The organism is Candidatus Zixiibacteriota bacterium (assembly GCA_021159005.1).
Lineage (GTDB): Bacteria > Zixibacteria > MSB-5A5 > UBA10806 > 4484-95 > JAGGSN01.
Window position 1 is genome coordinate 19,676 of record JAGGSN010000229.1, and the last position, 15,083, is coordinate 34,758.

Genomic DNA, 15,083 nt, shown 5'->3' on the forward strand with positions numbered 1-15,083 from the left:
CCACTGCCAACGGGCGGATAAAAAGTTGAAAACAATCGTTCTAATACAAGTTGTTACTTTGCTTGATAAAGCGGAATTGTAATGCTATCGCCCTGGATAGTGTCGCAAGCTGGCCAGCCCTCGGGAGCCTCCAAGGGAATATCGTTTTCTAATATCCACTTTGGAATATAATTCGGGCAATAAACAACCGTACTTATGCCTTTAAAATAATTAATAAGCCTGGTAACATCACTGCCAATAACGCTGCAGTCCCCGTTAACATCAGCGGAAACCCAGAAATCGTCTATCAGGCACGGTATAGAACTATCATAACCCCTGATTTTGTTAACAAGGTAAATAACATCACTGCCAATAACTGTTGGCGGCCAGCAGCCCAGATACATATTAACATCACCGACTAAATATGAGTATCTGTTTAAAACAGCGTTTTGAGTAGTAATATCACCCGGTGTGACTTCAATATTCTCCAATAGAGTATCCCTGTAGCCGAGACATGAATAGGAAATGTTATAAACGCCATAATCAAGATTGCCGAGCAAGTATTCGCCATCCTCATCGGTAATATCATAAATATCAGTCCCTTCAGCTGCAACATGAACTCCTTCTATTATACCCAATGTGTCATTGGCAACCACACCCGCAATACTGCCGGGCAGCAACACCATTATAACATTCAAATACGTAGTATCATTAGAATTGCATTCAATGCCGCTGACAGTAGTGTCTCGATAATCCGGATGAGAATAAATGATGCCATACTCGCCTCGATCGAGACTATCAATAATATATTCGCCATCTGCATCAGTTGTATCATAAAAAGATGTACGCTGCACATACACATAGACGCTATCTAAGGGGTTAGAATCCTGTTTTGTTACAAGTCCCATAATTACGCCGGGGTCAGCTAATTCAATATTCAGATTGATTGCCGTATCAGCGGGTATATCTATTAGGGCGGTTAAAGTATCAGAATAATAAGGATGCGTAAACGATATGTGATACCTGCCCGAATTCAGCGAATCCAATATATATCCGCCGAGGTTATTGGTGGTGTCGCTATAAGTAGTGAATTTTATAGATACATAAACATCGCTAACGGGCATAGAATAGCTATTAGCAACTATGCCTGTAAGGGTTCCCGGATTGCTCATTGCTACATCCAACGATGTTGTGCTGTCGGCAAACACTTCAACTTCAAATATCGATGTATCCGAATAATACGGATGAGAAAAGTAAACTCTGTAGCTGCCAAGGCATGGATGTTCCAAGGAATACTCGCCATTAATATCGGTGCTGTCGCCGAAATCGGGATTCCGAGTATATACATAAACACCTTCAATCGGTTCGGCTTCATCATTGGTTATGGTTCCGGCTATCGATGGCAAATACTCGCCGATATCTATAACCTCGGGCGCATAGCTGTCTCTTAGAATTACCATCTCATAGTCGCTGACAGTTTGCCAGTTGTCCTGGCAGCGGGTTGGATACATCGAAGCCAGCGCCGTGTAGCCGTTCGGGGATTCATCGAGATAATAAAGAGAACGCGCCATGCAAAACGACCATATATCATAACCATCACTTAAGATGAAATTCAAAGCCTCATCCGAACTGATTTCCTGCAATTCAACCAATGCCGCCGTGATGCCTCCGGCAGCATCCCAATTGTTTTCCTCGATATTTTTCAGAAGATATAGGAAATAGAGTTCCGAATCGATTACCATTGATGTATCAGATGGATCGCATTCCGGGATATCGGAACCGGTAAGAGGGTTATTATGAAGATAGACGCTTCCTACCAAGTCATATAAAAGCGATTTGCTGATAGTGCCGTTATGTTCAAATAGCCAGTATTTATCGTCTTTAAATCTGATAAACGGATGAGGGTCCGGGATGCTGTCGCTGCCATGAGCGCAGCATCCGGCCGAACAATTGCGAACATGGGCTAAGGCAATATCAGGCTTGGCATTTTCAATCTGAACTGTTAACGTATCGAAAACGGGATCGTTAAACGCTCGCATCGCGCCTCTCTGAATAACTGCCGCCTCGCCAAAATCATCATAATAGGCGATACCCCAGCCATCAATATTTTTAACCTCGGCAAGATTTTTCAATGAGTTATCATAACCGACAAGATGATTATAAATTACGCTATCCGGCATGTTATCGGAGATGACAGCCCACATTCGGCAGTTATGGTCTTGGCTATACTCATCCGCAGTTGGTTCTATGCGAGGTTGTTGATTGGAATTATGCCTGTCATGATAGGCAATATCAGTTCGGACCAAATAAGCAATTACCAGCAGTCCGGTTATGGCTATAAGAATATTTATCTTTCTCATCTTATCAATCTCTAAATATACAAAAAGTACAATTGCAATTTATATATATATAATCGTTTACTTATATTCAATATTAATATAAAAAATTAATAAATATTTGGCTGCTGCAAATTTATAAAAATTTATTATTACCACTATCCGGTTTAAAGTGCGCAACATCCGCCTAAGGCGGACTATTCTGCCAGAACTGTCGGAAGCAACTTCCGATAGCACAAGGTAATTTCCGATATTATAAAAACACCCTGTATTTTTAGTAGGTTCCTGATATTGTGATTAGTATACGTCCTCGTGCACCAAAACCTATTATTCCCCTCTTGAGAAGGGTTAGGGGTGTGTAATTAGGGCTAAATGTTCAACAGACTTTAGCCCAGGCTGCCAAGCACCGCTTGGCAGCCTATTGTTTGATTGCTTTACACTCCTGCTACAATCATCTCCGATATTTTGAACGTCGGTGATGATACCGAGCCCATCATCTTCAAATCATTCCCCACCATCTCAATATTGCCCAACATACCAAGCATGTTCGAGGCGATAGTCAGCCCCTCGACCGGCTTCGTCAGTTTGCCGTCTTCAATCCAGATACCGGAGGCGCCACGTGAATAATCACCGGTTACAATATCTACACCGGACCCCATCAAGCTTGTAACATACAAGCCGTTCTTAACCGAACCGATTATTTCCTCGGGCGGATAATCGCCGGCTTCCAAATATGAATTAAAACCGCCGATATAGGGAGTCGAGGCATAACTCCGCTGAGCATTAGCGGTTGATTCGGTTTGTGCCTTGCGCGCAGTGTAGGTATCATATAAATATGTCAGCAGTTTGCCTTCTTTGACAATCCTCTTGTTTACCGACAGCAGCCCCTCGCCATCGATAGGGGATGAGGCCAAGCCTCTGACAAGACAGCCGTCATCATTGATATTAACCTTCGATGAGGCAATTGTATGGTTGAGCTTATCTACGAGAAATGTTGCCCGTTTATAAACAGCATCACCATTGATAGCCGCCAAGACAGCGCCGACGACCGTTGCTGCAGTCAATTGATCGAATACAACCGGCGCTTTAACTGTTTTCGGCGTGGCTGCCCCCAGCATTCTAATAACCCGCTCGGCGGCTTTTTTGGCCACCGATTCAGGATTATCAAGTTTGTTGAAATACCTTGAAAACGAAAACCAGTAATTCGATTGAAGCTTGCCTTTTTCCTCAGCAACCGGCACACAGTATAAATAACAATAAGAGCTTTTATAATTATGATAAAAACCTTTCGAATTGGCGATATGCCATATCGAATCGCCATCAAGGAAATTTGCGCCCTCAGAGTTGGTCAGTCGTTTATCATAATCAAACATCGTTTTTTCCATAAGTTTGCAGGTGTCAATTTTCCATGAGGTGTCAATTTTTGAGATTTCCGGGTCGAACAGTTTAAGCTCCGGTATAGTTTCCGATGATGGCTCTGGCAAACCGTTAAATTCATCCTCTGAGGCTTGCTCGGAAAGTTCAATGGTTGTTTTTATCAATCTATCGAGATTTTTCTCATTAAAATCGGAGGTATAGGTAAACCCCAGCCGATTATTTTTAAATATTCTTATTCCCAGCCCTTGCGAGAAGGCTTCTTTGATAGTTTCTATTTCACCAACTCTCGTCCCAACCTCAGATTCGCGGCCAATTTCGAGAACAACTTCTGCCTCATCAGCGCCCTTTTGAAGAGCTATTTTTATAATGTTATTACACAGGTCTTTAAAATCCAACATATCATTAAGCCTTTCCATCGGTTAAGGATGCGCCGCTTAAGGCAGTGCCTCCGATAGTGATTTCCGATATTTTGCAGGTTGGCATTCCAATCCCAACCGGAACCGATTGGCCATTTTTGCCGCATGAGCCAACACCTGTATCAAACTCGAAATCATTGCCTACCATAACAACTTTTTCTAAAACTTCAGGACCCGACCCGATAAGGGTTGCTCCCTTGACAGGCGCCGTAATCTTGCCATTCTCAATAAGATAACCCTCAACAACCTCAAACACGAATTGACCGTTCGATATATCGACCTGTCCGCCGCCAAATGACTTGGCATAAAATCCCTTTTTCACAGATTTAATTATCTCATCCGATGAACTCTCTCCGGCAAGCATAAAAGTATTCGTCATCCTCGGCAGTGGGTAGCTGCGATATGATTCCCGCCGCCCGGCGCCGGTCGATTGCGTATTCATAAGTCGGGCATTGAGATAATCGGTCATATAGTTCTTTAGTACCCCGTTTTCTATCAATATATTACGGCAGGTCTTAGCCCCCTCATCATCGATATTAAGCGACCCTCGTCGATTCGGGATGGTTCCATCATCGACGATAGTGCACAAATCGGAGGCGACTTTCTGGCCAATACGTCCCGCGTACAGCGATGTCCTTTTCCTGTTGAAATCCGCCTCAAGTCCATGGCCTACAGCCTCATGGAAAAGCACGCCAGCCCAGCCATTGCCAAGCACCACCGCCTGCGGTCCGGCAGGAGCATCACGCGCCTCAAGCCTTATTCGAGCAACCCGAACAGCTTCATTAGCCACCTTTTCGGGTGTAAACTTATCGAAATGCGAGATACCTACTCGCCCGCCGCCGCCGTGATAACCCGATTGACGTTGATTGTCCTTTTCTATTACCACACTTACATTTAACCGGCATAACGATTCCTGATTGTCGGCTAACAATCCATTAGAATTAGCTATTCGAAAAAACTTGATTGAGTCGGTGAAAGAAGCATTTACCTGTTTAACATGCTTATCTGCGGCATAACCGGCTTTATTAGCCCGCCATAACAGGGATGATTTATCCTTTACGGCAGTATCCGCCGGATATATGTCAATCGGCGATATATTCTTAACTTTCATAGAAGCGGCATTAACCGATACTATATTGCCCGGCTCATTTCCCTCTGCGATATGGGAGGCAATCTCAGCCGCCCTTTTCAGATGCTCAAATTCGAGGGAATCCGAATATGCGTAGCCGGTTCGTTCGCCAAAAAGTACTCGAATTCCAACCCCCATAATTATCCCCGATTGAGCTTGACGTATCTTATTTTCCTCGAGAGCTATTGCGCTGCTTATAGCATATTCAGCATATATCTCAGCGAAATCTCCGCTGCGGGATAGGGCTGTCGAAAGCAATTTGTCGATTGCTTCAGGGCAAACCGCTTGTTTTAATTCCTCAATTTTATCTTGAGCTGATTCGGCGTATCTTATTTTTGGTGATTTTGCCATCCACTATTCCTTTTTTGTCGTTATTGATTTCAGTACTTATATATCGCAAACTACTAACATCTTTAATGGTCTGCCATACCGAACCTTTTATAAAATATAAAGTTTATAAAAAGCTCAATATTGCGCGCTCAGTCGAGATGTTTTTTATTGAAACGGCTCTTTGAAGTCAAATGATATTTTTAATAAAAAATGCAAATATTATATAGAACGCGATAAAGTCTATTGTTAATTCTTCCGAATAATGTAATATTGTGGATAAAATAAAATTATTAACAGCGCTTGACAACGTTAAAGAGATTTCTTCTCCATCACCAGTTTTGAGTGAGGTCTTAGAGTTTGTCAACAAGCCGGATGTTTCAAATGCTGAATTAGCTGATATTATCCTCAAAGATCCGGCGCTTACAACTAAACTTCTGAAATCCGCCAATTCTACTTTCTATGGCGTTAAAAGAGAGGTAACATCCATAAACCAGGCTATTATGATTATGGGATTAAAATCGGTTAAATATTATACTTTGTCAATAGTTGTATTTAATCAAGTAAATGCAAATAAGAATAACAGCAAATTAAATCAAAAACAACTATGGAGACATTTTCTCGAGACGGCTATAGCATCGAGAAAAATAGCGGAACTAATCAGATACGATCAACCGGAGGAAGCATATGTAGCCGGGTTGCTTCATGATATTGGCATAGTAATAATAGAAAACACATTTCCGAAAGAATATCAGGAAGTGGTAAGGCTTATTTTACAGAATATGTCGATTTGTGATGCCGAAAAGAAAGTATTCGGAATCGACCATCAGGAAGTAGCGGATTATGTAACCACTCGCTGGAATATGCCGGAAAAACTGCGCGCTCCTTTAAAATTGCACCACCTTTATAATGACGATAATTTAGATAACCTATCTGACTTAGTTAAAATTGTAAGTCTTGCGGATTGTATTTCCCAAGTTTCTTTTAGTGAATTAAGTAATCTTTATAATACCGAAAAACGTATTGTAGCGCTAAATAATATTTCTAACAGCATAGGAATAAATCCAAAAAGTCTTATTGAAATCCATCTGAAATTAGCTGGCGAGGTAAGTGATTCCGCAAAGGCGATGGATATGGAGACCGGCGACGCTATAGAAATATTAAGCGAAAGCAATGCCCAATTGTTTAATTCATATCTCGAATTATCAACGTTGTTTAAGGAAAGACGAGAGCTTTCCCGGAAAATGTTGATTGAAGAGCGAACAGAAGGAACAATAGAATCATTGAAAATCGCCTTGGCTACGCTTTCTCATTATATCAATAACGCCACCATGAATATTCAAGGTAAATGTGAAATCATGGGCATGCTTCTCGACCGCGATGAAAATGAAAAAATTATCGGAAAACTGCCAACATCCATATCCTCAATGGAAACTTCGGTGAAAAAAATCTCTTTAATATTAGAGGAATTATCAAATATTTCCTCAATGGAAAATCTGCAATATTTCCGCGACTCGAAAGCTATTGATATCGAGAAGAAAATTAAAGAGAAACTTTCCACTCAATTCGAAAAAGTGATTTAGCGCTAAAAATGCAGCTTTTGCTGTAAATCTATAATTTCTAACCTGCATTATTCATAACCCGGATTATTCATAAACTCCAGCATATGATACCGAAACATATAAACTCGTCATTATAAGTTTAACATAACAGGGAATCCAGTATTGCATTCCTACGAAAACGGAAATCCAGCAAGTTTTTTACTAACCCGAATTGTTCACAAAATTTATTTTGTCATTAGAAATTAGTTTCTAATCTTATGGACAATAATATGATAGAAACAATATCAAATACCTATTAAGGATACAGAGTGTTTTTATGCTGTCGAAGGCTGCTTTGTGCTGTCGGAAGTTACTTCCGACAGCTCCGGTAGAGGAGTCCGCCTATGGCTGATTAAAATTTATGAATAATGCTGCCTAACTCAATACAAAACAATAAGAACGAGGAATTATTACAAGTCAACTGTGTGCCCCTCGCCGCCAAGTTTTAACGACCTTTTGTGTGAATAACATAAGTGATTGCATATTATTAAAGGCCGGACAGCAGTGATTATAAATGCTTAACATCGCAATGAAACGTTATTAATATTCTATTAAATATATATAAGCTTCACCCGATAATAATTATTAGTTTAAATTAATACTAACTTACAGGAGATTTTATGCTTAAAAAACATCTTTGGGGAGTATTAGTTATTGCATCTTGCTTAACCCTGATTTTTATTTCGGGTTGCGGTGATGATGACACAATAACTGATCCCACCGAAACAAACACAGCTCCATCGCTAGCCTCGATTGGCTCCCAAACTACTTATGCAAATCTCGAACTAACGTTTGAAACATCCGCAAGCGATTCGGCCAGCGATACGCTTACTATGACAGCAGTTGGCTTACCAACCGGCGCAACTTATACCGATAATGAGGACGGCACCGCAGACTTTGCCTGGACACCGGACACCTCTCAGATTGGCGCAGATACAGTGATTTTCATCACCTCAGACGGCGCCTTAGCAGATTCGGAATCTGTAATTATTACAATTGAAGAGTCTGTCCAGTTGTCAGAATATAGTGATCTGGTTGAGGAAATTGCGCCGCCGCCCTATTCAGCAGGAGGCACATTAGGCAAACTGTTTTTCGATCCCGCTATAATGGACAGCATCTGGAAGCATGGAGAACATGCCTTATTAGGAAAAGTGTTTGGCAATAGCGAATGCGACGAGCCATTTGCGCTTTATAGAAATATGATGGAACTTGATGAGTCTATTAATCAAATTAATATGGGGCTTGAGACAGGAGAGGATACCATAGAAGTTGAAGAAGATGATGGTTATTTTCATTGCGTGGTTGAAATTGAGGAACTTACATCGCCTGTTGCTATTCCCGAGGAATGCCAGTCGGTTATTGGATTTGAGACTATCGATATTGATTATCACCTGTCTTTTTCCGTTGTCGAGATGGAAGATGTGCAGCTTGATGCCGGTTTCAAATCAACAGACTCGGATGAAACTGTTCTCTTTTTCAATTCTGGTGTTCACGAAGAGGAAGGTCAGTGGAATGGTTTCACAGAGTCAAACCTGTTTTGGGCAACCCGCGATTTAGTTACCGATGCTATCGAGATCAGATGCATATTCTTTAAGGGCTTGGATGATGACAAGGTTATGTGGGGTTACGAAATTAAGACTGTCGGAACCAACGATTTTCAGTATAAGCTAACCTGGTACTCTAACGAACAGGGTGTTGAGGATGGATTTATTGGCCGCATTATAGGCGGCGGCAACAATGAAACTGAATTTATCTTAAGATACCAGGATTTCAACATATCCGACACCTTAGACCCGAACAATGATATAATACAGATGTTTACCGGAAATTATTCCGATGCGGGCGCAGACACTATCGGCTATGCGCAATATGTTATCGAATCCGATTATTATACCTATGACGAATTGCCGACCTCTCTTATTGATAATCCCATGGATGCCGCTGATCTTATTAATCCTTGGGGACCATAAACTAAGTTAGACATTCTTATTATGCAATCCCGGTTCATCTGAATCGGGATTGTTTTTTTATCCCATATTTTGCAGCAGAACCACAAATAAATTCGGAATTATATTGATCATTTAGCGTCAAGAACACACCCCTTGCCTCTCTTGAGAAGGGGAATAATAAAATGTTGGCGCATGAGAACATACGCCAACCACAGTTATCTCCTACCCAATCCGCGCGCCAACCAACTCCACCAACTCTGCAATCTTATGCCGCGATTGCTCCATGCTGTCGCGTTCGCGGACCGTTACCGTGTCATCCTCAAGGGTCTGGCCATCCACCGTGATACAGTATGGCGTGCCGGCTTCATCCATACGGCGATACCGCCGTCCGACTGCGCCGCCATCATCATAGAATACCTTGAAATGCTTCTTGAGATCTTGATATATCTTCTTAGCTACTTCCGGCATCCCCTCTTTTTTTACAAGCGGAAATACTGCGGCTTTAATCGGGGCAATTTTCGGCGACAGGAAAAGCGAAACACGTTTATCTCCCTTAACTTCCTCCTCACGGTAAGCATCGGCTAAACAAACAAGAGTAATCCGGTCGGCGCCCGCGGCTGTTTCGATTATATAAGGTATATATCGTTCCCGGCTCTCGTTATTAAAATAAGTCAGGTCTTTGCCGGATGCCTCTTTATGACGGCTCAAATCAAAATCGGTTCGATTATGCACGCCCTCAAGCTCACTCCAGCCAAATGAGAACTCATACTCGATATCAAAAGCCTCTTTGGCGTAATGAGCCAGCTCATTCTTGCCATGCTCGTGCCATCTGATTTTATCCTCGCGTATACCGAGTTCGAGATACCACTGCCAGCGCTGCTGCCTCCAATAGTCAAACCATTTTTTATCCTCGGAGGGATGGACGAAATACTGCATCTCCATCTGCTCGAATTCGCGGGTTCTGAAAATGAAATTCCCCGGAGTAATCTCGTTTCTGAATGATTTGCCTATCTGGGCAATGCCAAACGGTATTTTCTGACGGGATGGAGTCAGTACATTCTGGAAATTGACATATATCCCTTGAGCGGTTTCCGGTCTAAGATATACTACTGAGGCATTATCTTCGACGGGTCCCATAAAAGTTTTAAACATCAGGTTAAACTGTCTCGGTTCGGTTAATTCGCCGCCGCATTCGGGGCATTTATCGCCTTTTAGATGGTCGGCGCGAAAACGCCGCTTGCATTTTTTACAATCAACTAACGGGTCGGTAAAACCATCCACATGCCCGGATGTTTCCCATACTTTCGGCGACATCAAAATTGAGGCATCAAGCCCCTCGATATCATCCCGGCGATGAGTCATCGTCTCCCACCAGAAACGCTTGATATTATTTTTAAGCTCGACTCCCAATGGTCCGTAATCCCAGCATGAACCAAGCCCGCCGTAAATCTCCGATGATTGAAAGACGAAGCCGCGTCTTTTACATAATGAAACAAGTTTATCCATTAGGGGATCGACACTTTTTTTCTTTTTAGCCACAGTTCCTCCGCTGCTATCTCATTTTCAATTGAGAAAGGAATTTAAATGATTTTAGGTTTCGATGCAACCCTGTATGATAATTCGCAAAAGATAATATAAATTTTTCTATTTCATTTAAGACTTTTACCGAGCATTCCATTGCTATTATATCAACAAACGGCAAAACTAAGTATTCCTGAAGCGTTTTTAAGCCTTTCGCCGACAGTTTGCCATAGCTGACATTCGGTAAAACATCTTTCGAGCAGATAATCCCGCCTTTGTCGGTATCGTAATATGCCGCCTTGCCGGTATTTTCCTTGCCGCAAACAACACACTCATAAAGACCCGGCTGATAACCAAGAAGAGTCAGGGTTTTTATAAATACCGCCCAGAAAAGCGATTCAGTCTTTTCATTGTCAGCTTGAATGATGTATTTAAAAAACTCGCCGGTTAGTTTGAATAATTCCGGAACCGGTTGGTTTTCTATAGCGCTTTTATCGAGTATCTCACAAAATGCCGAGCAATAACCGAATTTAAGGGGACCTGATGCAATCGCCGAATAATCTGTCAGAACATCAGCAGAGGTTAGCGTACCCAATTCGACATTTTCTTTCTGATATATATTACATGATATGCGGCTGAACAACTCAAGGGTTCCGCCTTTCTTAGAGGCGGATTTTCGCGCGCCCTTAGCTACGCATTTAAGCCGACCCTTTTCAAGTGTAAACAAAGATATTATCCGGGAGGTCTCGCCTAAGGAGAACCCCCGGATAACATAGCCCTCTACCTTAAACCTGACACTACTTGAGGGTGTCATCGGGAGAGGGTAAAAACTGAATTATTGTCTGGTTTTCTTTGGCATACCCATAGATTTCGGAGGCATAGAGTTTGATATACTGCGAATCGGATTTTAGCTTATTTATTTCCCATTGATAATCAACCGCCTGAGCTTTCAAATGGTCGATTTCCTTCTCAGCCGCATCGATTTTATTATGAAGGCGGTATATTTTAGCCAAGCCATACTCGCCGGAGCAAAATAATACCGCTATGAAAACCGCTGTTGTCAGAAGGAGAAAATTTTTAAATCTTTTTGAAAGCGTTTTCCGATTAATTTTTTTCAGAAAATCCGTCGATATTTCAGGTATCCCAGTCAATACTACCTCCGGTTATGATAAGCTATAAAATGCGCCCTTGCCAAGAAATTATAGTTGGCATACATCCATATTTCAAAAACGTACTGCTTCAAATTGTGGTTGGTGTACGTCCCCGTGTACCAACAAGCCTTTGATATGTAAATACAATCAAGCATTACCATCTTCCAGTTTGAGCCAATTGTGGTTGGTGTACGTCCTCACGCGCCAACCCGCGTTTATTATAGACTGCAAACGACATTTTGCGCAAATCAATATCAGCCAGCTATCATTTAAACTACAATTTATAATGCGATACCTGCGCTGATATAAAAAATCGGTCCAAAATCAAGATAGGTAATGCCTTCTTTGCCGCCATAGGGTTGTGTAGCAAAACCTATTTCACTAAACAAAATATAAGATGAAGAGTAAAGATATTGTATCTCTATACTTGCATTTAGTCCCATACCTTGCGCATTATCAAGTTTCAGTCCGCAATCCGCAGTAAAATCGAAAAAGAACTTCCTGTAACTGATATTAAGTCCCGGTTTAATTGCCCACCTGGGATTCAGAATAAACCGCGGTTTAAATGAACCTCCTATTTCAATAATGGAAACATTATGGGTTGCTATTTCATCGTTGTGTTTTTTTTCTTCTATTCCGCTATATGAATACTGTAAATATAACCCGGCTGACAGTTTAGGGCTAAGATAAGAATCAATAAAACCCTTAATCATAAACGCCCCGGTTGTTTGAAAATTATTTGGCGCATCGGAAATATTGATATCTCCTCCGAACAGATAACCTGCTGAAATTCCATATTCATATGTTTTGTTTTGCAATATTGAATTTGGTTCATCTGCCTTGATGTTCGTAAAAATTAAAAAAATTAGGAATACAATTAATAAAAGATTTTGCTTAACATTTTGATAGCTATTTCTGTGGTTGGTGTACGTCCTCGTGCACCAACAAGCCTTTGATATATAAATAAAATCAAGCATTACCATTTTCCATTTTGAGCCAACTACAATCCTTTTCAATTTCAATAAACCCTTTTTCATCCAATAACCAATCACAAGCGCTGGAGTATTTCCAATCAATAGATTCCTCTATAAATCCATCCTTCACCGGATTATTATGAATATAATCCAATTTAATTTTAAATTGCTTTTTCCGAGTGAATAATCAAATCATCAAATCTACGTATCCAAAGGTTAAATCTATCTTTTTGATATAATACATTCTTGAATTTACCAAGGTCAAGTTTTTTTATTCTTCTGGAAATCAAACTCTTAAAAGCTTGCATAAATTTTGATAGGATTGTTATATCGCGAAATCCCAAAAGCAGATGTACATGGGATGGCATAATCACATAACCAAGAATAGCGACATTGAAGAGATTTGCTGTTTCTTTAAGTTGCACAATAACTTCAGTCGCGGCTTTATCCGATTTGAATACGGGAACCCATTTAACTACGGTTGTCGTCACGAACGCTGCGGCGGGACCTGTGATATTTATTCTTGTTACCGGCATTGAGTTAATTTATAAGTTTACAGCATAGACAAAGTTTGTTGGCGCACGAGGACGTACGCCAACCACTGGATCTTTTTGAAAGCGTTTTCCGATTAATTTTTTTCAGAAAATCCGTCGATATTTCAGGTATCCCAGTCAATACTACCTCCGGTTATGATAAGCTATAAAATGCGCCCTTGCCAAGAAACTCAGCCCGGTCGCCCAACTCTTCCTCAATTCGCAGAAGCTGGTTGTATTTGCAAATTCTATCGGTACGGCTGGCTGAACCGGTTTTAATCTGCCCGCAGCCGGTGGCAACCGCAACATCGGCAATAGTGGAATCCTCGGTTTCGCCGGAACGATGCGAGACTACCGATGTGTAGTGCGCCTGCGAAGCTAATGTAATCGCCTGAAGTGTCTCTGTCAGGCTGCCTATCTGGTTAAGCTTAATCAGGACAGAGTTAGCAACTCCCATTTCAATACCGCGCCCGATACGTTCGACATTAGTAACGAATATATCATCGCCAACTATCTGGATTTTCTTGCCCATCTTGTCGGTCATTACTTTCCAGCCGTCCCAATCCTCCTCATCAAGACCATCCTCGATAGATATAATCGGATATTTATCCACTAAGCCTGCGTAATAATCAACCATCTCTTCAGAGGAAAGCATCTTGTTTTCAGATTTCAGATTATATTTGCCGTTCTCATAAAACTCGGATGAAGCAGGGTCTAAGGCTATGAAAGCATCCTCGCCGGGTTTGTAGCCTGCTTTTTCGATAGCGGTGAGAATAACCTGTATCGCTTCCTCATTCGATTTTAAATCGGGGGCAAATCCGCCCTCATCGCCGACCGCAGTATTATAACCTTTTTCGCTCAGCACCTTTTTCAAATTGTGGAACACCTCCACGCCGCAGCGTAAAGCCTCTTTGAAAGTGGGGCGTCCGGCAGGCATCACCATAAACTCCTGAAGGTCGACATTGTTGTCGGCATGACTGCCGCCGTTTATGATGTTCATCATCGGCACAGGCAAGGTTGCGGCATTTACTCCGCCAATATATCGATATAACGGCAAAGCGCAGGATGCCGCTGCCGCTTTGCAAACCGCCAGCGATACACCGAGTATGGCATTGGCGCCGAATTTCTGCTTGTTGTCGGTGCCGTCAAGCTCGATAAGGAAATTGTCGATAGCCGGCTGATTTATGACATCGAAAGCTGCCTCAATTAGTCTTGGGGCGATATCCTCATTGACATGTTCAACAGCCTTGGTAACTCCTTTACCGAAGAAACGTTCCTTGTCGCCATCACGAAGTTCGACAGCCTCGAACTTCCCGGTTGAGGCTCCCGAGGGCACTGCCGCCCTGCCAAATTCGCCGGAATCGAGGAGACACTCGACCTCGACTGTGGGGTTGCCTCGTGAATCTAATATCTCGCGCGCTCTAAGATCAATTATAAAGCTCATTTTCCCTCCTTAAGGATAAATGTCTGATTTATTGATTTTAATATATATTCGGTTGTGTGGCAATGATTATTTACTTGAACTCTGATTATATATTAAAATGTAACATCCGCGAATGAGATTTACAATAGTTTCAATTGGCGTTATGCAATTTATATATGCTGCTGACAATTGTAAATATCTAAGCTTTTTGCAAAAATCTATAAATATTAAATTTTAGAGAAACCATAAAAATAAACTTTTTGCAAATAGCTCTACGGTAATAAATATAACACTACTATCCGGCCTTTTGTCCGCCTTAGGCGGATGCTATAATGATGTCATTCCCACACTGCCCGCGTCATTCCCA

12 protein-coding genes are annotated in these 15,083 nt (G+C 41.7%); 2 read left to right on the top strand and 10 right to left on the bottom strand.

Annotation, left to right across the window (positions count from 1 at the left end; translation table 11 throughout):
• Positions 1-53: 53 nt before the first annotated feature.
• From J7K40_15140 to tldD, 3 genes are all read right to left on the bottom strand, one after another.
• Positions 54-2,339 (bottom strand): carboxypeptidase regulatory-like domain-containing protein, encoded by a 2,286-nt coding sequence (locus J7K40_15140; GenBank protein MCD6163734.1) that lies wholly within the window; start codon positions 2,337-2,339, stop codon positions 54-56.
• Positions 2,340-2,749: 410 nt separating this feature from the next.
• Positions 2,750-4,108 (bottom strand): TldD/PmbA family protein, encoded by a 1,359-nt coding sequence (locus J7K40_15145; GenBank protein ID MCD6163735.1) that lies wholly within the window; start codon positions 4,106-4,108, stop codon positions 2,750-2,752.
• Complete coding sequence (gene tldD, locus J7K40_15150; protein MCD6163736.1) at positions 4,095-5,588, bottom strand: metalloprotease TldD; 1,494 nt, start codon at positions 5,586-5,588, stop codon at positions 4,095-4,097. Before tldD ends, J7K40_15145 begins: the two co-directional genes overlap by 14 nt.
• 251 nt (positions 5,589-5,839) lie before the next feature.
• Between tldD and J7K40_15155 the strand changes: the two genes are divergently transcribed.
• Both J7K40_15155 and J7K40_15160 read left to right on the top strand, forming a co-directional pair.
• Positions 5,840-7,147 carry an HDOD domain-containing protein gene (locus J7K40_15155; GenBank protein MCD6163737.1) on the top strand — a complete coding sequence of 436 codons (1,308 nt, stop codon included), beginning with the start codon at positions 5,840-5,842 and terminating at the stop codon, positions 7,145-7,147.
• A gap of 638 nt (positions 7,148-7,785) precedes the next feature.
• Positions 7,786-9,135 carry a hypothetical protein gene (locus J7K40_15160; GenBank protein ID MCD6163738.1) on the top strand — a complete coding sequence of 450 codons (1,350 nt, stop codon included), beginning with the start codon at positions 7,786-7,788 and terminating at the stop codon, positions 9,133-9,135.
• A gap of 201 nt (positions 9,136-9,336) precedes the next feature.
• Here the strand turns inward: J7K40_15160 and J7K40_15165 are convergent, their stop codons facing one another.
• The 7 genes from J7K40_15165 to eno form a co-directional block, all read right to left on the bottom strand.
• Positions 9,337-10,620: a glycine--tRNA ligase gene (locus J7K40_15165; GenBank protein MCD6163739.1), complete on the bottom strand. Its 1,284-nt coding sequence runs from the start codon at positions 10,618-10,620 to the stop codon at positions 9,337-9,339.
• A 46-nt stretch (positions 10,621-10,666) separates the two neighbouring features.
• Positions 10,667-11,449 carry a DNA repair protein RecO gene (gene recO / locus J7K40_15170; protein ID MCD6163740.1) on the bottom strand — a complete coding sequence of 261 codons (783 nt, stop codon included), beginning with the start codon at positions 11,447-11,449 and terminating at the stop codon, positions 10,667-10,669.
• Entirely contained in the window at positions 11,433-11,786 is a 354-nt protein-coding gene (locus J7K40_15175) for a septum formation initiator family protein (protein MCD6163741.1), read from the bottom strand. Before J7K40_15175 ends, recO begins: the two co-directional genes overlap by 17 nt.
• A gap of 281 nt (positions 11,787-12,067) precedes the next feature.
• Positions 12,068-12,769, bottom strand: a complete 702-nt coding sequence (locus J7K40_15180; protein MCD6163742.1) for a hypothetical protein — start codon at positions 12,767-12,769, stop codon at positions 12,068-12,070.
• On the bottom strand, positions 12,756-12,914 hold the full coding sequence (locus J7K40_15185; protein ID MCD6163743.1) for a hypothetical protein: 159 nt from the start codon (positions 12,912-12,914) through the stop codon (positions 12,756-12,758). The genes J7K40_15180 and J7K40_15185 overlap by 14 nt, the downstream gene beginning before the upstream one ends.
• A 7-nt stretch (positions 12,915-12,921) precedes the next feature.
• A complete protein-coding gene (locus J7K40_15190) occupies positions 12,922-13,296 on the bottom strand; it encodes a transposase (GenBank protein MCD6163744.1) in 375 nt (124 codons plus the stop codon).
• Positions 13,297-13,447: 151 nt separating this feature from the next.
• Positions 13,448-14,737, bottom strand: a complete 1,290-nt coding sequence (eno, locus tag J7K40_15195) for a phosphopyruvate hydratase (GenBank protein MCD6163745.1) — start codon at positions 14,735-14,737, stop codon at positions 13,448-13,450.
• Positions 14,738-15,083: the final 346 nt, after the last annotated feature.

What these genes read in the sequence shown, in the direction of transcription:
- J7K40_15140 (MCD6163734.1), bottom strand. Translation starts at nt 2,339, where the DNA reads ATGAGAAAGATAAATATTCTTATAGCCATAACCGGACTGCTGGTAATT.
- J7K40_15145 (MCD6163735.1), bottom strand. Translation starts at nt 4,108, where the DNA reads ATGGAAAGGCTTAATGATATGTTGGATTTTAAAGACCTGTGTAATAAC.
- tldD (MCD6163736.1), bottom strand. Translation starts at nt 5,588, where the DNA reads ATGGCAAAATCACCAAAAATAAGATACGCCGAATCAGCTCAAGATAAA.
- J7K40_15160 (MCD6163738.1), top strand. Translation starts at nt 7,786, where the DNA reads ATGCTTAAAAAACATCTTTGGGGAGTATTAGTTATTGCATCTTGCTTA.
- J7K40_15165 (MCD6163739.1), bottom strand. Translation starts at nt 10,620, where the DNA reads ATGGATAAACTTGTTTCATTATGTAAAAGACGCGGCTTCGTCTTTCAA.
- recO (MCD6163740.1), bottom strand. Translation starts at nt 11,449, where the DNA reads ATGACACCCTCAAGTAGTGTCAGGTTTAAGGTAGAGGGCTATGTTATC.
- J7K40_15180 (MCD6163742.1), bottom strand. Translation starts at nt 12,769, where the DNA reads ATGGTAATGCTTGATTTTATTTATATATCAAAGGCTTGTTGGTGCACG.
- J7K40_15190 (MCD6163744.1), bottom strand. Translation starts at nt 13,296, where the DNA reads ATGCCGGTAACAAGAATAAATATCACAGGTCCCGCCGCAGCGTTCGTG.
- eno (MCD6163745.1), bottom strand. Translation starts at nt 14,737, where the DNA reads ATGAGCTTTATAATTGATCTTAGAGCGCGCGAGATATTAGATTCACGA.